The organism is Enterobacter sp. A8 (assembly GCF_004296595.1).
GTDB lineage: Bacteria > Pseudomonadota > Gammaproteobacteria > Enterobacterales > Enterobacteriaceae > Enterobacter > Enterobacter cloacae.
The window spans coordinates 364550-382211 of sequence record NZ_SCMF01000003.1 but is presented as its reverse complement, the minus strand read 5'-3'; the positions used below and the strand labels follow the sequence as shown (position 1 = coordinate 382211).

Below are 17662 nucleotides of genomic sequence, written 5' to 3'. Positions count from 1 at the left end.
TCAGTTAAGTCTGAAATTCAAACAAACGCGATGCACATCAATTAATTTACCTCTATATTTTCAAAGCTTTAATTATTTTTACGGTTGCAGCTTAGTGTAACCGATTACACCATTGTGATTTGTCTCACATATTTTTACGGGTCGCTCACCTACCCTTAACATCGATAAAACTGATAACCCAACTGGAGGGCATAATGCCTGACAATAATAAACAGGGGCGTACGTCCAACAAGGCGATGACTTTCTTCGTCTGCTTCCTTGCCGCCCTGGCAGGATTACTCTTTGGCCTGGATATCGGCGTGATTGCCGGCGCTCTTCCCTTCATCGCAGACGAATTCCAGATTAACGCACACACCCAGGAATGGGTGGTCAGCTCCATGATGTTTGGCGCGGCCGTCGGGGCCGTCGGCAGCGGCTGGCTCTCTTTCAAGCTGGGACGTAAAAAGAGCCTGATGATTGGCGCGATCCTCTTCGTTGCCGGTTCCCTCTTCTCTGCCGCCGCCCCTAACGTTGAAGTGCTTATTCTTTCCCGCGTGCTGTTGGGGCTGGCCGTGGGCGTCGCGTCTTATACCGCGCCGCTCTACCTGTCAGAAATCGCACCGGAGAAAATCCGCGGCAGTATGATTTCGATGTACCAGCTGATGATCACCATTGGTATTTTGGGCGCTTACCTGTCCGATACCGCGTTCAGCTACAGCGGCGCATGGCGCTGGATGCTGGGCGTGATCATCATTCCTGCCGTTCTGCTGCTGATTGGCGTCTTCTTCCTGCCGGACAGCCCGCGCTGGTTTGCCGCCAAACGCCGCTTCCACGATGCTGAACGGGTACTCTTACGCCTGCGAGATACCAGCGCAGAGGCGAAGAACGAGCTGGAAGAGATCCGCGAAAGCCTGAAGGTGAAACAGTCTGGCTGGGCGCTGTTCAAAGAGAACAGCAACTTCCGCCGCGCGGTATTCCTTGGCGTGCTGTTACAGGTAATGCAGCAGTTCACCGGGATGAACGTCATCATGTATTACGCGCCAAAAATCTTTGAACTGGCAGGTTATACCAATACCACCGAGCAGATGTGGGGCACCGTGATCGTGGGGCTGACCAACGTGCTGGCGACCTTCATCGCCATCGGTCTGGTCGACCGCTGGGGACGTAAGCCAACGCTGACTCTGGGCTTCCTGGTGATGGCCGCCGGTATGGGGATTCTCGGTACCATGATGCACATGGGCATTCACTCTCCAACCGCGCAGTACCTGGCGGTAGGTATGCTGCTGATGTTTATCGTCGGGTTTGCAATGAGTGCCGGTCCGCTGATTTGGGTGCTGTGCTCTGAAATCCAGCCGCTGAAAGGGCGTGATTTCGGTATCACCTGCTCTACCGCGACCAACTGGATTGCCAATATGATCGTCGGTGCCACGTTCCTCACCATGCTCAACACGCTGGGTAATGCGAACACCTTCTGGGTCTACGCCGGTCTGAACCTGTTCTTTATTATTCTCACCGTCTGGCTGGTTCCTGAAACCAAACACGTTTCACTGGAACACATTGAACGTAACCTGATGAAAGGTCGTCCGCTGCGCGAAATCGGCGCACACGACTAATCCTCTTGCGGGAGGCGCCTCTTGCGCCTCCCCGCTTCGCGCTTTATGCTCTGCCCCTATGAAAGCACCCCGTCTCCCCATCGCCATTCAGCAAGCCGTTATGCGCAGCCTGCGGGAAAAACTCGCCCAGGCCAACCTGAAGCTCGGCCGTAATTATCCGGAGCCGAAACTCGTCTACCACCAGCGAGGAACCGCGGCGGGTACCGCCTGGCTGGAATCCTATGAGATCCGCCTGAACCCGGTTCTGATGATGGAAAACCAGCAGGCGTTTATCGAGGAGGTGGTACCGCACGAACTGGCACACCTTCTGGTATGGAAACACTTCGGCCGCGTGGCTCCGCACGGCAAAGAGTGGAAATGGATGATGGAGGCGGTACTCGGCGTTCCGGCACGCCGTACTCATCAGTTTGAACTGGAATCGGTACGCCGTAATACCTTCCCCTACCGCTGCCAGTGCCAACAGCATCAGCTCACCGTTCGTCGCCATAATCGTGTGGTACGCGGCGAGGCAACCTACCGCTGCGTGAAGTGCGGCGAGCCACTGGTCGCAGAATAACCAACTGAACTTTCAGGAACTTTCCTGATCTGGCTGATTGCATACCGGAACAACTTTCGCTACGTTGCGGGCTCGTTTTGACACGGAGTGTAAGATGTCCCGTAATTTCTCTCTCGCGGTTGCCTTTTTGACAACGGCCCTCTCCGGCCAGGCTCTGGCCGACGGTATCAACAGTTTTTCCCAGGCCAAAGCGGCAGGCGTGAAGGTCAACGCCGACGTGCCGGGCGATTTCTACTGTGGCTGCAAAATTAACTGGCAGGGTAAAAAAGGGATCGTTGACCTTGAATCCTGCGGCTATAAGGTGCGTAAAAACGAAAACCGCGCCAGCCGCATCGAGTGGGAGCATGTGGTTCCGGCATGGCAGTTTGGCCATCAGCGCCAGTGCTGGCAGGATGGCGGACGTAAAAACTGCGCCAAAGATCCGGTCTATCGTCAGATGGAAAGCGATATGCACAACCTGCAGCCGGCGGTTGGCGAAGTCAATGGCGATCGCGGCAACTTTATGTACAGCCAGTGGAACGGTGGCGAAGGTCAGTATGGCCAGTGCGGTATGAAGGTTGATTTTAAAGAGAAAGTCGCTGAGCCACCCGCCCGGGCACGCGGCAGCATTGCCCGCACGTACTTCTATATGCGCGATCGTTACAACCTCAACCTTTCCCGCCAGCAAACCCAACTGTTTAACGCCTGGAATAAACAATACCCGGTCACCGAGTGGGAATGTCAGCGCGACGAACGCATCGCCAGGGTCCAGGGGAATCATAACCCTTACGTCCAGCGGGCTTGCCAGGCGCAAAAGAGCTAACCTACACTAGCGGCAATTCGCTTACACAGCATGACACATGGAATTTTTGACTATGCGTATTCCTCGCATCTATCACCCTGAACTGATTACCGCTGGCCGCGAAATCGCCCTGTCTGACGATGCCGCCAACCACGTTGGCCGCGTGCTGCGCATGGGGGCAGGCCAGGCGATTCAGCTGTTTGACGGCTCCAACCAGGTTTTCGACGCGGAAATTACGCGAGCGGATAAAAAAAGCGTGCACGTCAATGTGCTGCGCGGCGAAATCGATGACCGTGAATCGCCGCTGCACATTCATCTGGGCCAGGTGATGTCGCGCGGGGAAAAGATGGAGTTCACCATTCAGAAATCCATTGAACTGGGTGTAAGCCTCATTACGCCACTTTTTTCTGAGCGCTGCGGCGTTAAACTGGACGCGGAACGTCTGAACAAGAAGATCCAGCAGTGGCAGAAAATTGCCATTGCTGCCTGCGAACAGAGTGGCCGCAACCGTATTCCTGAGATCCGCCCGGCGATGGACCTGGAAGACTGGTGTGCAGAAGAGGAGAGCGGGCTCAAGCTCAATCTCCATCCGCGCGCCAGCGCCAGCATCAATACGCTGCCGCTGCCCGTTGAGCGTGTACGCCTGCTGATTGGCCCGGAAGGCGGCCTGTCGGCAGATGAAATTGCCATGACGGCGCGTTACCAGTTTACTGATATTCTGTTAGGACCTCGCGTTCTGCGCACTGAGACAACGGCACTCACAGCCATCACCGCGCTACAGGTGCGGTTTGGCGATCTGGGTTGACCCATTAACGGAGAAGAACATGATCAAGCTCGGCATCGTGATGGACCCCATCGCAAACATTAACATCAAGAAAGATTCCAGCTTCGCCATGCTGCTGGAAGCGCAGCGTCGCGGCTATGAGCTCCACTATATGGAGATGAACGATCTTTATCTGATCAACGGTGAAGCCCGCGCACGCACCCGCATCGTTAACGTCGAGCAAAATTACGACAAATGGTACGAATTCGGCAGCGAGCAGGATATTGCGCTCGCCGATCTCAATGTCATCCTGATGCGTAAAGATCCTCCGTTCGACACCGAATACATCTACTGCACCTATATCCTTGAGCGCGCAGAAGAAAAAGGGACGCTTATCGTCAATAAACCGCAGAGCCTGCGCGACTGCAACGAGAAGCTCTACACCGCCTGGTTCTCCGACCTGACGCCGGAAACGCTGGTGACCCGCAGCAAAACACAGCTTAAGGCATTCTGGCAGAAGCACGGTGATATCATCATGAAGCCGCTGGACGGCATGGGCGGTGCGTCTATTTTCCGCGTAAAAGAAGGCGACCCGAATATCGGCGTGATTGCCGAAACGCTGACCGAACTGGGTACGCGTTACTGCATGGCACAGAACTATCTGCCCGCGATTAAAGACGGCGATAAACGCGTCCTGATCGTGGATGGCGAACCCGTGCCTTACTGCCTGGCACGTATCCCGCAGGGGGGCGAAACCCGTGGCAATCTGGCGGCCGGTGGTCGTGGCGAACCGCGTCCGTTAACCGAAAGCGACTGGGAAATTGCCCGCCGCGTCGGCCCAACGCTGAAAGCCAAAGGCCTGATCTTTGTTGGCCTGGATATCATTGGCGATCGTCTGACCGAAGTGAACGTTACCAGCCCGACCTGCATTCGTGAAATTGAAGCGGAATTCCCGGTCTCGATCACCGGAATGCTGATGGACGCCATCGAAAAACGGCTCCAGAAATAACTTACCAATACTATTAGTGACAGCACCCCGGTTTGTCCGCATACTGGGGCTGTCGCTTTTTAAACCAGGAAACAGTACCTCTGACAATGAATTTACAGCATCACTTTCTTATTGCCATGCCTGCTCTCCAGGACCCGATTTTCCGCCGCTCCGTGGTTTATATTTGTGAATACAATGAAGACGGCGCGATGGGCATTATCATCAACAAACCGCTGGAAAACCTGCAGGTTGAAGGGATTCTGGAAAAGCTGAAAATTACAGCTGAAGCGCGCCTGCCGGAAATCCGTCTTGATAAACCGGTAATGCTGGGTGGCCCCCTTGCAGAGGATCGCGGGTTTATCCTGCATACGCCGCCCATTTTCTCTTCCAGTATTCGTATCTCTGACAACACGGTAATCACCACCTCCCGCGATGTGCTGGAAACGCTGGGCACCGCAGAGCAGCCTTCCGAAGTGCTGGTGGCACTGGGTTACGCCTCCTGGGAGAAGGGTCAGCTTGAACAGGAGATCCTGGATAACGCCTGGCTCACCGCACCTGCGGATATGAATATCCTGTTTAAAACCCCTATCGCCGATCGCTGGCGTGATGCGGCGAAACTGATTGGCATTGATATTCTGACCATGCCAGGCGTAGCGGGGCACGCGTAATGAGCGGCACACTTCTGGCCTTCGACTTTGGCACGAAAAGCATTGGCGTCGCCGTCGGCCAGCGTATCACCGGCACCGCTCGCCCGCTCACGGCCCTTAAGGCGAACGACGGCACACCGGACTGGAACCTCATTGAGCGTCTGCTCAAAGAGTGGCAGCCTGACGATGTGATTGTCGGTCTGCCGCTGAACATGGATGGCACTGAACAGCCGCTTACCGCCCGCGCACGTAAGTTTGCCAATAAAATCCACGGTCGCTTTGGCGTTTCCGTGAAACTCCACGACGAACGATTGAGTACCGTCGAAGCGCGTGCCGGCCTGTTTGAGCACGGGGGTTTCCGCGCACTCAACAAAGGCAGCGTCGATTCGGCTTCTGCCGTCATTATCCTCGAAAGCTATTTCGAACAGGGTTACTGAGCGCCGGGGCCTACAACCGCCCCTGCGCCCGTCGCTCTGCCAGGCTCTGGTCAAAGTTCTGCATCCCCGCCTGCTGACCGGTTTGAATAATCCCGGGCAACTGCCACGTTTTACCTTCGCGGATAAGGTTCGCTGCCGCTGGCGTATTCACCAACAGTTCATACAGCGCGACGCGCCCACCCTGCAGGTCGGGAAGCAGTCTTTGCGCCAGCACCGCCCGCAGGCTGCCGGCCAGCTGATTACGCACCGGGTCTTTCTCCTGCGCCGGGAACGTATCGACCAGCCGTTCAATCGCCTGAGAGGCACCGCGCGTGTGCAGCGTCGCCAGCACCAGATGCCCGGTTTCAGCGGCCGTCAGCGCCAGGCGGATCGTTTCGCTGTCGCGCAGTTCTCCCAGCAGGATGACATCCGGATCTTCACGCAACGCAGCGCGAAGCGCCTCGGCAAATGATGGACTGTGCAGGCCTATCTCCCGCTGCTGAATCAGGCAACGTTCGCTCTGATAGACAAACTCCACCGGATCTTCCAGCGTCAGAATATGCCCATCCGTCTGGTGATTAAGAAAATCCACCATTGCCGCAAGGGTGGTAGATTTGCCGCTGCCGGTTGCCCCCGTCACCAGTATCAGCCCACTGTCGTGGGATAAGAGTTCCGGGATAGCCCGGGGAACACCCAGGGCGGAGAGCTGCGGACAGGCCCGGGGCAACAGGCGTAGCGTGATGGAGTTGCCCTTCATCTGTTTAAAGGCACTTGCGCGCAGACGCTGGTTTCCCGTAAGGGTCACGGCAAAATCCACCTGCCCGCTTGCCCACCATGCCCCCTGCTGCTCATCGTTGAGCCACGTTTTCAGTAACGCATCCACATCGGGAGAGGGAAAGGGAGCCGGTTCAAGGCGGCCTACTCTGCGCCAGCGCGGTGGCGAATCACTGCACAGGTGTAGATCGGAGACATTATGCTTTACACTAAGGGCCACAATTTCTTCCACATCCATACATTACTCCTCGGAAAATGAACAACATTGCGCATAACCTGGCACAGGTCCGGGACAAAATCTCAGCCGCAGCAACACGTTGCGGCCGTGCTTCAGAAGAAATTACGTTACTTGCAGTGAGCAAAACCAAGCCTGCGAGCGCCATCGCAGAAGCGATTGATGCAGGCCAGCGTGCATTTGGTGAAAACTACGTGCAGGAAGGCGTGGATAAAATTCGCTACTTCCAGGAGCAGGGGAATACCGGCCTGCAATGGCACTTTATTGGCCCACTGCAGTCGAATAAAAGCCGTCTGGTGGCAGAGCACTTTGACTGGTGCCATACCATCGACCGTCTGCGCATTGCCACACGTCTGAACGATCAGCGCCCGGCGGAGATGCCCGCGCTTAACGTGCTGATTCAAATCAACATCAGTGATGAAAACAGCAAGTCCGGCATTGCGCTGAGCGAGCTGGATGCGCTGGCGGCTGAAGTGGCCGCGCTGCCGCGCTTAACCCTGCGCGGTTTGATGGCAATCCCGGCGCCTGAGTCAAGTTATGAAAGGCAGTTTGCCGTGGCACAGCAAATGGCTGTAGCATTTGGGGCGCTTAAAGCGCGCTATGAAACGGTAGACACGCTTTCTCTGGGCATGTCGGATGATATGGAAGCCGCCATCGCGGCAGGCAGCACTATGGTGCGCATCGGCACGGCAATTTTCGGTGCGCGCGACTACACCCAATAATAAGGAAACCTGAGGAACGCCATGAAGACGTTGACTTTCCTGCTCTCAACGGTCATTGAGCTGTATACGATGGCGCTTTTGCTGCGCGTCTGGATGCAGTGGGCCCGCTGTGATTTTTATAACCCGTTCTCGCAGTTTGTCGTGAAAATCACCCAACCTGTTGTGGGGCCGCTGCGCCGTATTATTCCGGCGATGGGCCCCATTGACAGCGCATCGCTGCTGGTGGCGTTTATTCTGAGCGTTATCAAAGCGATTGTGCTGTTTATGGTCATCACCTTCCAGCCGATCATCTGGATTGCTGCCGTCCTGATCCTGATAAAAACCATCGGTCTGCTGATCTTCTGGGTGCTGCTGGTCATGGCCATCATGAGTTGGGTCAGCCAGGGCCGCAGCCCGGTGGAATATGCATTGATTCAGCTGGCGGAACCGCTGCTGCGCCCTATCCGCAACCTGCTCCCGTCAATGGGCGGCATCGACTTTTCCCCGATGATCCTGGTTCTGCTGCTGTATGTCGTTAATATGGGCATTGCCGAGCTGTTACAGTCCACGGGCGATATGCTGCTGCCGGGGCTGTGGATGGCGCTATGAGTGCAGTAAGCACCTGCGCTGATGGGCTGGTTTTACGGCTGTATATTCAGCCGAAAGCCAGCCGTGACAATATTGTTGGACTGCATGGCGACGAGTTAAAAGTCGCCATCACCGCCCCACCGGTAGATGGCCAGGCAAATGCGCATCTGACCAAATATCTGGCAAAACAGTTTCGCGTTGCTAAAAGCCAGGTCATCATAGAAAAGGGTGAACTTGGGCGGCATAAACAGGTAAAAATCCTTAATCCGCAATCCATCCCGACGGAAGTCGCGGCTCTGATTTAACAGGATAAAACGATGCAGAAAGTTGTTCTCGCTACCGGCAACGCCGGTAAAGTGCGCGAGCTGGCCTCGCTATTAAATGATTTTGGGCTGGATGTGGTGGCGCAGACCGAGCTTGGCGTGGAGTCCGCCGAAGAGACCGGCCTGACGTTTATCGAAAATGCGATCCTGAAAGCACGCCATGCCGCACAGGTCACCGGCCTGCCCGCGATTGCCGATGATTCCGGTCTGGCGGTTGATTTTCTGGGCGGTGCTCCGGGCATTTACTCTGCCCGCTATTCAGGCGTGGACGCCACCGACCAGCAGAATCTGGAAAAGCTGCTTGTCGCCCTGAAGGATGTGCCAGACGAACAGCGTACCGCGCAGTTCCACTGCGTGCTGGTCTATATGCGTCACGCTGAAGACCCCACGCCTGTCGTCTGCCACGGCAGCTGGCCGGGGGTGATTACCCGTGAAGCAGCCGGTAACGGCGGCTTTGGCTACGATCCGATTTTCTTTGTCCCGACTGAGGGCAAAACCGCTGCGGAACTGACCCGCGAAGAGAAAAGCGCGATTTCCCACCGAGGACGCGCCCTGAAACTGTTACTGGAAGCCCTGCGTAATGGCTAATTTGCCGCCTCTGAGTCTTTATATTCATATCCCCTGGTGCGTGCAGAAATGCCCGTACTGCGATTTCAACTCGCATGCGCTGAAAGGTGAAGTGCCGCACGATGATTACGTTGCACATCTGCTGGCCGACCTGGATGCCGATGTACCTTACGCACAGGGACGTGAAGTGAAGACCATTTTTATTGGTGGCGGTACGCCGAGCCTGCTGTCAGGCCCGGCGATGCAGACGCTGCTGGACGGCGTGCGTGCGCGCCTGAATCTGGCAGCGGATGCTGAAATTACGATGGAAGCCAACCCCGGTACCGTTGAGGCCGACCGTTTTGTCGAGTATCAGCGGGCGGGCGTGAACCGGATTTCCATCGGCGTGCAGAGCTTTAGCGAGCCGAAGTTAAAACGACTGGGGCGTATTCACGGCCCGGAAGAGGCGAAGCGGGCGGCAAAGCTGGCTACTGGGCTGGGTCTGCGCAGTTTTAACCTCGACCTGATGCACGGCCTGCCGGATCAGTCGCTGGAAGAGGCGCTGGACGATTTGCGTCAGGCGATTGCCCTGAACCCGCCGCATCTTTCGTGGTATCAGCTGACCATCGAGCCCAATACGCTGTTTGGCTCTCGTCCGCCGGTGCTGCCGGATGACGATGCGCTGTGGGATATCTTTGAGCAGGGCCATCAACTGTTGACCGCCGCAGGCTATCAGCAGTACGAAACGTCGGCCTATGCGAAGCCGGGCTACCAGTGCCAGCACAACCTCAACTACTGGCGCTTTGGCGACTATCTGGGCATTGGCTGCGGCGCGCACGGTAAAGTGACGTTCCCTGACGGGCGTATCCTGCGTACCGCAAAAACGCGCCATCCGCGCGGGTATATGGAAGGTCGTTATCTCGAACGTCAGCACGATGTCGAGGCGGTGGATAAGCCGTTTGAGTTCTTTATGAACCGCTTCCGCCTGCTGGAAGCCGCGCCGCGTAAAGAGTTTGCCCTTTATACCGGGTTGCCGGAAACCGTGATTCGCCCACACATTGACGAGGCGCTGGCACAGGGGTATCTCACGGAATGTGAGGAATACTGGCAGATCACCGAGCACGGCAAACTGTTCTTAAACTCCCTTCTTGAGCTGTTCCTCGCCGAAGAATCTGAAGGCTGATTCAGGATTTTGCATCCCGTTCTGCCAGCTAAGGGAAAGGCTGGCATGTCATTCGATTCTGGAATAACGAACTCTGGGACAACGAAGAGGCGGTATTAGAACAAATACGGGAAACCCTGCAAATGCTACTACCCTCACCCCGGCCCTCTCCCTGAAAGGGAGAGGGAGCAAACCATTCCCTCGCCCCCTTGGGGAAAGGGTTAGGGTGAGGGGTGAAGTTAATTACTTCAACGTCCCCACCAGTGCCTTCCTGCTATCTTCCAGCGACACCACGCGTTTACACACGTCTTTACCGAACTGCTGGAAATCGGCTTCCTGATTCTTCCACTCGTTCTGAATCGAGGTCTGCAGACCGCCCAGGCTACCCAGCACACCCTGCAGCGGGTTACCGCCGCCTTTCAGTACCGCTTTGGCGCCCATCTCGTTAATGCTGTCCTGCAGGATGCCGCCCATGGCCTGATTCACCAGCTGCTGGCCGTCAGCACGCACCTGATCAATCGCTTTGTAGTGGAACGTCAGGCCGTCGGTACGATGCTCGATAATCCGGTTCATCTGCTCTTTCAGCTGTTTGTCGAGCTTCGTCAGGCGGGTGCGCATGTTGCTGCTCTCACCCACCTCTTTGGTAATGATCTTGTCCAGCGCGACGCGGCCTTTCTCCACGCGGGTTAGCGCGCCTTCGTCAATCCACGGCAGCGCGGTACGCAAATCGGCCTGGTAGTCTCTGGCCTGCTCACGCTGCGCGGCGGTCAGATTGTACTGTTTGCCATTGAACGTGACATCACCCTGCGGCGTGATGACCAGATTGCCGTTCTCACCTTTAACCTGAACGGTTTGCGGACTTAACACCACGTCATCACGCGGGGTGACGCTACATTTATACTCCGCATGGGCGGTGAATCCGGTTGCCATTAAGACAACAGCCAGCAACGTTTTGCGCATCTTTAACACTCCCTCAGACAAAATGGGCCAGCTAATGCTGGCCCCTGACTTCTTTATTAGTCCCACCAAACGTCGAAAAGTTCGCTGACGCGGACATCTTCCAGTTTGTGGTCTTCAAGCCATTTACGTACCAGCGCCTGATGTTCTTCGGTGCATTTACCCACTTCCTGGGTGCAGATAAGACCTTCCCACGCCAGATAGCCGCTACCGTCGAAGGCCAGCTTGTTTGGCTCGATCACCTCGTTGATGAACGCATCAACGTCCTGATCGATCTGCTCAACGCTGGTGCCTTCCGGGAAACGCCAGGCAACGGAGAAGCCCACTTCCTGGAATTCTTCGATGTGCATCTTTTTACGCAGACGACGGCTACGATTCTTTGCCATTATTTCACCCTCTCGAACATTAAGTCCCATACGCCGTGACCAAGACGATGGCCACGCTGTTCAAATTTCGTTACCGGACGCGATTCCGGACGCGGTACATAGTCGTTGCTCTCTGACTGGTTTTTATACCCGTCCAGAGACGACATCACTTCCAGCATATGTTCCGCATACGGTTCCCAGTCGGTCGCCATATGGAAGACACCGCCCAGTTTCAGCTTACTTTTTACCAGCTCGGCAAACGGCGCCTGAACGATACGGCGCTTATTATGACGTGCTTTGTGCCACGGGTCAGGGAAAAAGAGCTGAACCATGTTCAAAGAATTGTCAGGAATCATTTTGTGCAGCACTTCCACCGCGTCGTGACACATCACGCGCAGGTTCTCGACCCCCTCTTCGTGGGCGGTGGCCAGACACGCGCCAACGCCTGGAGAATGCACTTCTATGCCGAGGAAGTTCTGCTCCGGGCGGGCTTTCGCCATGGTCACCAGCGAGGTGCCCATACCAAAGCCGATCTCCAGGGTCACTGGCGCATCGCGACCGAACAGGTCGGCAAAATCGAGCGGTTGCTCGCTGAACTCAACGCCCATCACCGGCCAGTAGTTGTCCAGCGCGTGTTGCTGCCCTTTTGTCAGGCGACCCTGACGGCGGACAAAGCTGCGAATACGGCGCAGCGGGCGACCGTTTTCATCAAATTCCGGTGAAATGACGTCGTTTTTCATAAAAGAGTTGTCTGCTTGTGAGAATGTTCGGGAAACGGGCATTATCCAAAGTTAAGGCTTCTATGCAAGCATGGGAAAGATCCGGTTTACAGCAGATTGACGCTGTGCTGCAATCGGCGTCCCTGATTATACGAATCGATGACCATGCAAGCCTCTCAATTTTCAGCCCAGGTGCTGGACTGGTACGACAAATACGGGCGTAAAACCCTGCCCTGGCAAATTGAAAAAACGCCTTACAAAGTATGGCTCTCCGAAGTGATGTTGCAACAAACGCAGGTTGCCACGGTGATCCCTTACTTTGAGCGTTTTATGGCGCGCTTTCCCACGGTCACCGATCTGGCCAACGCGCCGTTAGATGAGGTGCTGCACCTGTGGACAGGGCTTGGCTACTACGCCCGCGCGCGCAATCTGCACAAAGCCGCACAGCAGGTCGCGACGCGCCACAACGGTAAATTCCCGGAAACCTTCGACGAGGTGGCGGATTTACCCGGCGTTGGGCGATCCACCGCGGGTGCCATCCTCTCACTGTCCCTCGGCAAACATTTCCCGATCCTTGACGGTAACGTGAAGCGCGTGCTGGCACGTTGCTATGCGGTTGACGGCTGGCCGGGGAAAAAAGAGGTCGAAAAGCGGCTGTGGGAGATCAGCGAAGCGGTGACCCCGGCAAAGGGCGTGGAGCGGTTTAACCAGGCGATGATGGATCTCGGTGCGATGGTCTGCACGCGCTCGAAACCAAAATGCGAGCTCTGCCCGCTCAATAACCTGTGCGTGGCGTACGCAAATCATTCCTGGGCGCAGTATCCCGGTAAAAAGCCGAAGCAGACGCTGCCGGAGCGCACCGGTTACATGCTGTTGATGCAGCACGGGGACGAGGTCTTTCTGGCGCAGCGCCCGCCGAGCGGCCTCTGGGGTGGTCTATACTGCTTCCCACAGTTTGAAGATGAAGCCACGCTGCGGGCCTGGCTTAAACAGCGCGGCATTGCTGCCGATAACCTGACGCAGCAGACCGCGTTTCGCCACACTTTCAGCCATTTCCATCTGGATATTGTGCCGATGTGGCTTCCCGTGTCCTCCTTCGCCTCGTGCATGGATGAAGGCACCGCTCTCTGGTATAACTTAGCGCAACCGCCATCAGTCGGGCTGGCGGCTCCCGTGGAGCGCCTGTTACAACAATTACGTGCCGGTGCAATGGTTTAGCATCGGCTAAAAAAGAGGAATGAGTATGGCCAGAACCATTTTTTGTACTTTCCTGCAGCGCGACGCTGAAGGCCAGGACTTCCAGCTCTATCCGGGCGAACTGGGTAAGCGCATTTATAACGAGATCTCCAAAGAAGCCTGGGGACAGTGGCAGAAAAAACAGACCATGCTGATTAACGAGAAAAAACTCAGCATGATGAACCCGGAACACCGCAAGCTGCTGGAGCAGGAGATGGTGAACTTCCTGTTCGAAGGTAAAGACGTGCACATCGAAGGCTATACGCCGCCGGAAAAATAACAGCGCGCGGGGGAAACCCCGCCGTTCAAGCAAACACAACACGCACTCCCGGAATGATGAAAAAAATTTTAGCGCTAGCCCTTGTTGCGCCGTTGCTTGTCTCGTGTTCATCCAAAAAAGGCGATGAATACAACGAAGCCTGGGTTAAGGACACCAACGGTTTTGATATTTTGATGGGGCAGTTTGCCCACAACATCGAGAACATATGGGGATTTAACGAAGTTCTTATCGCCGGACCTAAGGATTACGTTAAGTACACCGACGCCTACCAGACCCGTAGCCACATCAACTTCGATGACGGTACGATCACGGTTGAAACCATCGCGGGGACTGACCCTGCGGCGCATTTACGTCAGGCCATTATCAAAACCCTGCTGATGGGCGACGATCCGGGTTCTATCGATCTCTACTCCGACGCCGACGACATTACCATTTCTAAAGAGCCGTTCCTGTACGGTCAGGTCGTGGACCAGACCGGTCAGCCAATCCGCTGGGAAGGCCGCGCCACGAAATTCGCCGACTATCTGCTGCAAACGCGTCTGAAAAGCCGCACCAACGGCCTGAAAGTGATTTATAGCGTCACGATTAACCTGGTGCCGAACCACCTCGACAAGCGTGCGCATAAGTATCTGGGCATGGTGCGTCAGGCGTCACGTAAATATGGCGTGGATGAGTCGCTGATCCTGGCAATCATGCAGACCGAATCGTCCTTTAACCCGTACGCCGTGAGCCGTTCCGACGCGCTGGGGCTGATGCAGGTTGTCCAGCACAGCGCCGGTAAAGACGTGTTCCGCGCACAGGGGAAATCGGGCACGCCGAGCCGTAGCTATCTGTTTGACCCGCAAAGCAACATTGATACCGGTACGGCCTATCTGGCGATGCTGAATAATGTTTATCTGGGCGGGATTGATAACCCAACCTCACGTCGTTATGCGGTCATTACCGCGTACAACGGCGGTGCAGGCAGCGTGCTGCGTGTCTTCTCGAATGACAAAGTGCAGGCCGCAAATATCATCAACAGCATGGCGCCGGGGGATGTCTACGCCACCCTCACCACCCGCCACCCGTCTGCGGAATCCCGTCGTTATCTGTATAAGGTGAATACGGCGCAGAAGAACTATCGTCGCCGCTAGAAAATAACCCTCCTCACCCTGCCCTCTCCCAAAGTGAGAGGGTATTCAAGTTCCCTCTCCCTGTGGGAGAGGGCCAGGGTGAGGGCATCAGGCCGCACCTACCCCATCTCACCCCACCCATACGAAAATGTTATTTGCATCACAATCCAAACTGCAAATTAATGTGGATTGCATTTTTTTGCGGGAGGTAACAAAACATATCGTTGCCAACTGATAGAATTGCATCAAATAACAACCCTGAATGTTCCTATAACAACATATCTCCCGCTCACTTGTGAGGAAAGTAACATGAACCTTAAGCTGCAGCTTAAAATATTGTCGTTTCTGCAGTTCTGCCTGTGGGGTAGCTGGCTGACTACACTCGGCTCCTATATGTTTGTGACGCTCAAGTTCGATGGTGCGTCAATCGGTGCCGTCTACAGCTCGCTGGGTATCGCGGCGGTCTTTATGCCAACGCTGCTGGGGATCGTGGCGGATAAATGGTTGAGTGCGAAATGGCTGTACATGCTTTGCCACCTGGTGGGCGCGGGCACGCTGTTTATGGCAGCCCAGGTCACCACGCCGGGGGCGATGTTTATGGTGATCCTGCTTAACTCGCTGGCCTACATGCCAACGCTTGGGCTGATCAACACCATCTCCTACTACCGCCTGAAATCCGCCGATATGGATATCGTGACCGACTTCCCGCCTATCCGTATCTGGGGCACCATCGGTTTTATTATGGCAATGTGGGGCGTGAGCTTCGCGGGCTTTGAACTGAGCCATATGCAGCTCTACATCGGTGCGGCGCTCTCCGTGGTGCTGGCACTGTTTACCCTGACGCTGCCGCATATTCCGGTATCTAACCAGCAGAAAAACCAGAGCTGGAGCACCATGCTTGGCCTGGACGCTTTCGCGCTGTTTAAAAACAAACGCATGGCGATCTTCTTTATCTTCTCCATGCTGCTGGGCGCGGAACTGCAAATCACCAACATGTTCGGCAATACCTTCCTGCACAGCTTCGATAATAACCCGCTGTTCTCAGGCAGCTTTATCGTTGAACATGCCTCGGTAATGATGTCCATCTCGCAGATCTCTGAGACGCTGTTCATCCTGACCATCCCGTTCTTCCTGAGCCGCTACGGCATCAAGAACGTCATGCTGATCAGTATTGCCGCGTGGATGCTGCGCTTCGGCCTGTTCGCCTACGGCGACCCAAGCCCGTTCGGCACCGTGCTGCTGGTTCTGTCGATGATTGTTTACGGCTGCGCCTTCGACTTCTTCAACATCTCTGGTTCGGTGTTTGTGGAAAAAGAGGTGAAACCTGAAATCCGCGCCAGCGCACAGGGTATGTTCCTGATGATGACCAACGGCTTCGGCTGTATCCTGGGCGGCGTGGTGAGCGGTAAAGTGGTTGAGATGTATACCACCAACGGCATTACCGACTGGCAGCCAGTGTGGCTTATCTTCGCCGCATACTCGCTGGTGCTGTTCTTCGCGTTTATCGTGCTGTTCCAGTACAAGCATGTACGCGAACCGCACGGCGCACAGCCAGTCGTGCATTGATTATTGTGCCGGGTAGGCGAAGCCGCCACCCGGCTATTTTATTGCAGCAAGCACCCACCCCACCGACAGCAAATCCGCGCTGCCGCCCGGGCTCAGGTTGCGTGCAATTAATGCGTTATCCATTCTACGCAACGCTTCACCATCCCAGCCGTCAGCCAGCAGTTCCCGCGCATAGTCCTGAACGTAGCCCAGCCCCTCAATGCCGCCGCGCGACACCAGATTGCTGTCCTGATTGATTGCCATCAGGCGTAACAGCAGGCCGTGAAGTGAATGTCCGTTCCACTGCGCCAGCGCTTTACGCACCGTCGCAAAACCACTCTCCGCCTCGCCGCGCGCGCCGGTTAAGCCGTACTGCCGGAACTGCCGCTCCCCCGCCGTCGCCTGCCCGCTGCGTTCGGCCAGCTCCCGCGAAACCAGCCCCTGGCAGATGTTACTCACCTCACAACAGAGGCTTTCTGCGGAGATATTTTTCACACGCCCGGCGGTGAAGCAGAGTAAACCAAGGGCAAAAATGCCCCCTTTGTGCGTGTTCACCCCGTTCGTTGCGGCATACATCGCCTGCTCACAGGCCATCCCCATCGGGCGGAGGAGCCGTAACTGTTCGCCTGCGGGTTTATCGGCATGCGTGTTACCCAACTCAGCAAAGCGCGAAAACCACGGCGTAATCGCCATAATGCTGCGGACAAACAGCGCGTGATCCATATCGCGATGGGAGCCGTTATTGAGCCTGTCCACCAGCCCCGGTTTCGGTGTCAGCGCCAGCTCCTGCCACAGCGCCTCTGCGGCAAGCGCGGGGACGTTAAGCGGGCGCGGTTTAGTCGCGAGCAAACCAGTCATCGATCATCTTCTCCACGCGCGCCACCACCTGCTCCACAGGATGTTTGCGCGAACGGGAACAGGCGTGGGCAGGTTCATCGCAAATCAGGCAGCGTCTGAGATGGGAGCCCAGCGACTGACGTCCAACGTGGCCGTTTTCAGGGCAAATCACATCCAGATCCCACAGCCTGCCAAGCGGGTGCGTCTGCTCCAGCTCCGCACAGTGGGCTTTGATTTCTGCCGCGGGATGGGCCACACACCACAGCGCTTCGGGCCCGGTCGGGAGCCACAGCACCTGGCGGTCCAGCACCTGCCAGCGGTTTTCCCACAGCAGCTGGTCGCACATTTGTAACGCCACGCCCATGGTGTTGCGATAGCGCAGGCTGTCTTTGATCTCTCCGGGTGTTACCAGCGTGAGGGAGATCACCGGTTGTTGATAGTGCGTAAGCCAGTCAGCCTGACGGGCTGCGCGGCGCTCTTTCGCCGCCAGCAGCGCGTCCAGGCTGACACCCGCCCGCACGGGTGTCGCAATGGTCATA

22 protein-coding genes and 1 pseudogene are annotated in these 17662 nt (G+C 56.1%); 17 read left to right on the top strand and 6 right to left on the bottom strand.

The genetic code is table 11. The annotated features are described in order from the left end of the window. The first annotated feature begins 194 nt into the window (after positions 1 to 194). The 7 genes from galP (at position 195) to ruvX (ending at position 5764) form a co-directional block, all read left to right on the top strand. Positions 195 to 1592, top strand: coding sequence for a galactose/proton symporter (gene galP, locus EQV24_RS13790; RefSeq protein WP_013098659.1), 1398 nt, complete (start codon positions 195 to 197; stop codon positions 1590 to 1592). A gap of 58 nt (positions 1593 to 1650) precedes the next feature. Next, the gene (locus EQV24_RS13785) at positions 1651 to 2148 is read left to right on the top strand and encodes a SprT family zinc-dependent metalloprotease (protein WP_028027997.1); all 498 of its coding nucleotides are present in this window, start codon (positions 1651 to 1653) and stop codon (positions 2146 to 2148) included. A 94-nt stretch (positions 2149 to 2242) separates the two neighbouring features. Next, positions 2243 to 2950: a deoxyribonuclease I gene (endA, locus tag EQV24_RS13780; protein ID WP_013098661.1), complete on the top strand. Its 708-nt coding sequence runs from the start codon at positions 2243 to 2245 to the stop codon at positions 2948 to 2950. 52 nt (positions 2951 to 3002) lie between these two features. Continuing rightward, on the top strand, positions 3003 to 3734 hold the full coding sequence (gene rsmE, locus EQV24_RS13775) for a 16S rRNA (uracil(1498)-N(3))-methyltransferase (protein ID WP_013098662.1): 732 nt from the start codon (positions 3003 to 3005) through the stop codon (positions 3732 to 3734). Positions 3735 to 3753: 19 nt separating this feature from the next. Then, positions 3754 to 4701, top strand: a complete 948-nt coding sequence (gene gshB, locus EQV24_RS13770) for a glutathione synthase (protein ID WP_023620782.1) — start codon at positions 3754 to 3756, stop codon at positions 4699 to 4701. An 86-nt stretch (positions 4702 to 4787) separates the two neighbouring features. Continuing rightward, positions 4788 to 5348: a YqgE/AlgH family protein gene (locus EQV24_RS13765; protein WP_013098664.1), complete on the top strand. Its 561-nt coding sequence runs from the start codon at positions 4788 to 4790 to the stop codon at positions 5346 to 5348. After that, positions 5348 to 5764, top strand: a complete 417-nt coding sequence (gene ruvX / locus EQV24_RS13760) for a Holliday junction resolvase RuvX (RefSeq protein ID WP_006811925.1) — start codon at positions 5348 to 5350, stop codon at positions 5762 to 5764. Before EQV24_RS13765 ends, ruvX begins: the two co-directional genes overlap by 1 nt. 10 nt (positions 5765 to 5774) lie before the next feature. Here the strand turns inward: ruvX and EQV24_RS13755 are convergent, their stop codons facing one another. After that, positions 5775 to 6755 carry a type IV pilus twitching motility protein PilT gene (locus EQV24_RS13755; protein WP_029883139.1) on the bottom strand — a complete coding sequence of 327 codons (981 nt, stop codon included), beginning with the start codon at positions 6753 to 6755 and terminating at the stop codon, positions 5775 to 5777. 17 nt (positions 6756 to 6772) lie between these two features. Here EQV24_RS13755 and EQV24_RS13750 point away from each other — a divergent pair, with 17 nt between their 5' ends. From EQV24_RS13750 to EQV24_RS13725, 6 genes and pseudogenes are all read left to right on the top strand, one after another. Beyond that, positions 6773 to 7474, top strand: a complete 702-nt coding sequence (locus EQV24_RS13750; protein WP_023620785.1) for a YggS family pyridoxal phosphate-dependent enzyme — start codon at positions 6773 to 6775, stop codon at positions 7472 to 7474. A gap of 21 nt (positions 7475 to 7495) precedes the next feature. Further along, positions 7496 to 8062: a YggT family protein gene (locus tag EQV24_RS13745; RefSeq protein ID WP_013098667.1), complete on the top strand. Its 567-nt coding sequence runs from the start codon at positions 7496 to 7498 to the stop codon at positions 8060 to 8062. Then, the gene (gene yggU, locus EQV24_RS13740; protein ID WP_013098668.1) at positions 8059 to 8346 is read left to right on the top strand and encodes a DUF167 family protein YggU; all 288 of its coding nucleotides are present in this window, start codon (positions 8059 to 8061) and stop codon (positions 8344 to 8346) included. The genes EQV24_RS13745 and yggU overlap by 4 nt, the downstream gene beginning before the upstream one ends. A gap of 12 nt (positions 8347 to 8358) precedes the next feature. Next, positions 8359 to 8952 carry an XTP/dITP diphosphatase gene (locus EQV24_RS13735; RefSeq protein ID WP_013098669.1) on the top strand — a complete coding sequence of 198 codons (594 nt, stop codon included), beginning with the start codon at positions 8359 to 8361 and terminating at the stop codon, positions 8950 to 8952. Then, on the top strand, positions 8945 to 10093 hold the full coding sequence (gene hemW, locus EQV24_RS13730) for a radical SAM family heme chaperone HemW (protein ID WP_130626698.1): 1149 nt from the start codon (positions 8945 to 8947) through the stop codon (positions 10091 to 10093). Before EQV24_RS13735 ends, hemW begins: the two co-directional genes overlap by 8 nt. Before the next feature lie 35 nt (positions 10094 to 10128). After that, positions 10129 to 10248, top strand: a pseudogene (locus EQV24_RS13725) (DUF559 domain-containing protein); the annotation flags it as partial. Between the two features lie 67 nt (positions 10249 to 10315). Here the strand turns inward: EQV24_RS13725 and EQV24_RS13720 are convergent. The 3 genes from EQV24_RS13720 to trmB are packed head-to-tail and all read right to left on the bottom strand — an operon-like array spanning position 10316 to position 12134. Further along, positions 10316 to 11032 (bottom strand): DUF2884 domain-containing protein, encoded by a 717-nt coding sequence (locus EQV24_RS13720; RefSeq protein WP_023621456.1) that lies wholly within the window; start codon positions 11030 to 11032, stop codon positions 10316 to 10318. Positions 11033 to 11088: 56 nt separating this feature from the next. Further along, a complete protein-coding gene (locus EQV24_RS13715; protein ID WP_003862421.1) occupies positions 11089 to 11415 on the bottom strand; it encodes a YggL family protein in 327 nt (108 codons plus the stop codon). Then, positions 11415 to 12134 (bottom strand): tRNA (guanosine(46)-N7)-methyltransferase TrmB, encoded by a 720-nt coding sequence (gene trmB / locus EQV24_RS13710; protein WP_020689542.1) that lies wholly within the window; start codon positions 12132 to 12134, stop codon positions 11415 to 11417. The genes EQV24_RS13715 and trmB overlap by 1 nt, the downstream gene beginning before the upstream one ends. A 144-nt stretch (positions 12135 to 12278) precedes the next feature. Here trmB and mutY point away from each other — a divergent pair, with 144 nt between their 5' ends. From mutY to EQV24_RS13690, 4 genes are all read left to right on the top strand, one after another. Continuing rightward, the gene (mutY, locus tag EQV24_RS13705) at positions 12279 to 13331 is read left to right on the top strand and encodes an A/G-specific adenine glycosylase (RefSeq protein ID WP_168733707.1); all 1053 of its coding nucleotides are present in this window, start codon (positions 12279 to 12281) and stop codon (positions 13329 to 13331) included. Between the two features lie 25 nt (positions 13332 to 13356). Then, positions 13357 to 13629 carry an oxidative damage protection protein gene (locus EQV24_RS13700; protein ID WP_013098674.1) on the top strand — a complete coding sequence of 91 codons (273 nt, stop codon included), beginning with the start codon at positions 13357 to 13359 and terminating at the stop codon, positions 13627 to 13629. Positions 13630 to 13685: 56 nt separating this feature from the next. Then, positions 13686 to 14762: a membrane-bound lytic murein transglycosylase MltC gene (gene mltC / locus EQV24_RS13695; protein WP_013098675.1), complete on the top strand. Its 1077-nt coding sequence runs from the start codon at positions 13686 to 13688 to the stop codon at positions 14760 to 14762. A gap of 288 nt (positions 14763 to 15050) precedes the next feature. Next, positions 15051 to 16307 carry a nucleoside permease gene (locus EQV24_RS13690; RefSeq protein WP_130626697.1) on the top strand — a complete coding sequence of 419 codons (1257 nt, stop codon included), beginning with the start codon at positions 15051 to 15053 and terminating at the stop codon, positions 16305 to 16307. Between the two features lie 33 nt (positions 16308 to 16340). On the opposite strand, the gene citG is transcribed toward EQV24_RS13690, so the two are convergent. Together citG and citX are read right to left on the bottom strand one after the other, a co-directional pair. Beyond that, positions 16341 to 17144 carry a triphosphoribosyl-dephospho-CoA synthase CitG gene (gene citG / locus EQV24_RS13685; RefSeq protein WP_130626696.1) on the bottom strand — a complete coding sequence of 268 codons (804 nt, stop codon included), beginning with the start codon at positions 17142 to 17144 and terminating at the stop codon, positions 16341 to 16343. Then, positions 17122 to 17661: a citrate lyase holo-[acyl-carrier protein] synthase gene (citX, locus tag EQV24_RS13680; protein WP_013098679.1), complete on the bottom strand. Its 540-nt coding sequence runs from the start codon at positions 17659 to 17661 to the stop codon at positions 17122 to 17124. The genes citG and citX overlap by 23 nt, the downstream gene beginning before the upstream one ends. Between the last annotated feature and the right edge of the window lies 1 nt (position 17662).

Coding starts and splice junctions, on each gene's coding strand:
- EQV24_RS13700 (WP_013098674.1), top strand. CDS start 13,357: ATGGCCAGAACCATTTTTTGTACTTTCCTGCAGCGCGACGCTGAAGGC.
- EQV24_RS13745 (WP_013098667.1), top strand. CDS start 7,496: ATGAAGACGTTGACTTTCCTGCTCTCAACGGTCATTGAGCTGTATACG.
- endA (WP_013098661.1), top strand. CDS start 2,243: ATGTCCCGTAATTTCTCTCTCGCGGTTGCCTTTTTGACAACGGCCCTC.
- mltC (WP_013098675.1), top strand. CDS start 13,686: ATGAAAAAAATTTTAGCGCTAGCCCTTGTTGCGCCGTTGCTTGTCTCG.
- EQV24_RS13720 (WP_023621456.1), bottom strand. CDS start 11,032: ATGCGCAAAACGTTGCTGGCTGTTGTCTTAATGGCAACCGGATTCACC.
- EQV24_RS13690 (WP_130626697.1), top strand. CDS start 15,051: ATGAACCTTAAGCTGCAGCTTAAAATATTGTCGTTTCTGCAGTTCTGC.
- ruvX (WP_006811925.1), top strand. CDS start 5,348: ATGAGCGGCACACTTCTGGCCTTCGACTTTGGCACGAAAAGCATTGGC.
- yggU (WP_013098668.1), top strand. CDS start 8,059: ATGAGTGCAGTAAGCACCTGCGCTGATGGGCTGGTTTTACGGCTGTAT.
- EQV24_RS13785 (WP_028027997.1), top strand. CDS start 1,651: ATGAAAGCACCCCGTCTCCCCATCGCCATTCAGCAAGCCGTTATGCGC.
- EQV24_RS13735 (WP_013098669.1), top strand. CDS start 8,359: ATGCAGAAAGTTGTTCTCGCTACCGGCAACGCCGGTAAAGTGCGCGAG.
- citG (WP_130626696.1), bottom strand. CDS start 17,144: ATGACTGGTTTGCTCGCGACTAAACCGCGCCCGCTTAACGTCCCCGCG.
- trmB (WP_020689542.1), bottom strand. CDS start 12,134: ATGAAAAACGACGTCATTTCACCGGAATTTGATGAAAACGGTCGCCCG.
- citX (WP_013098679.1), bottom strand. CDS start 17,661: ATGACCATTGCGACACCCGTGCGGGCGGGTGTCAGCCTGGACGCGCTG.
- EQV24_RS13765 (WP_013098664.1), top strand. CDS start 4,788: ATGAATTTACAGCATCACTTTCTTATTGCCATGCCTGCTCTCCAGGAC.
- EQV24_RS13750 (WP_023620785.1), top strand. CDS start 6,773: ATGAACAACATTGCGCATAACCTGGCACAGGTCCGGGACAAAATCTCA.
- gshB (WP_023620782.1), top strand. CDS start 3,754: ATGATCAAGCTCGGCATCGTGATGGACCCCATCGCAAACATTAACATC.
- EQV24_RS13755 (WP_029883139.1), bottom strand. CDS start 6,755: ATGGATGTGGAAGAAATTGTGGCCCTTAGTGTAAAGCATAATGTCTCC.
- rsmE (WP_013098662.1), top strand. CDS start 3,003: ATGCGTATTCCTCGCATCTATCACCCTGAACTGATTACCGCTGGCCGC.
- hemW (WP_130626698.1), top strand. CDS start 8,945: ATGGCTAATTTGCCGCCTCTGAGTCTTTATATTCATATCCCCTGGTGC.
- galP (WP_013098659.1), top strand. CDS start 195: ATGCCTGACAATAATAAACAGGGGCGTACGTCCAACAAGGCGATGACT.
- EQV24_RS13715 (WP_003862421.1), bottom strand. CDS start 11,415: ATGGCAAAGAATCGTAGCCGTCGTCTGCGTAAAAAGATGCACATCGAA.
- mutY (WP_168733707.1), top strand. CDS start 12,279: ATGCAAGCCTCTCAATTTTCAGCCCAGGTGCTGGACTGGTACGACAAA.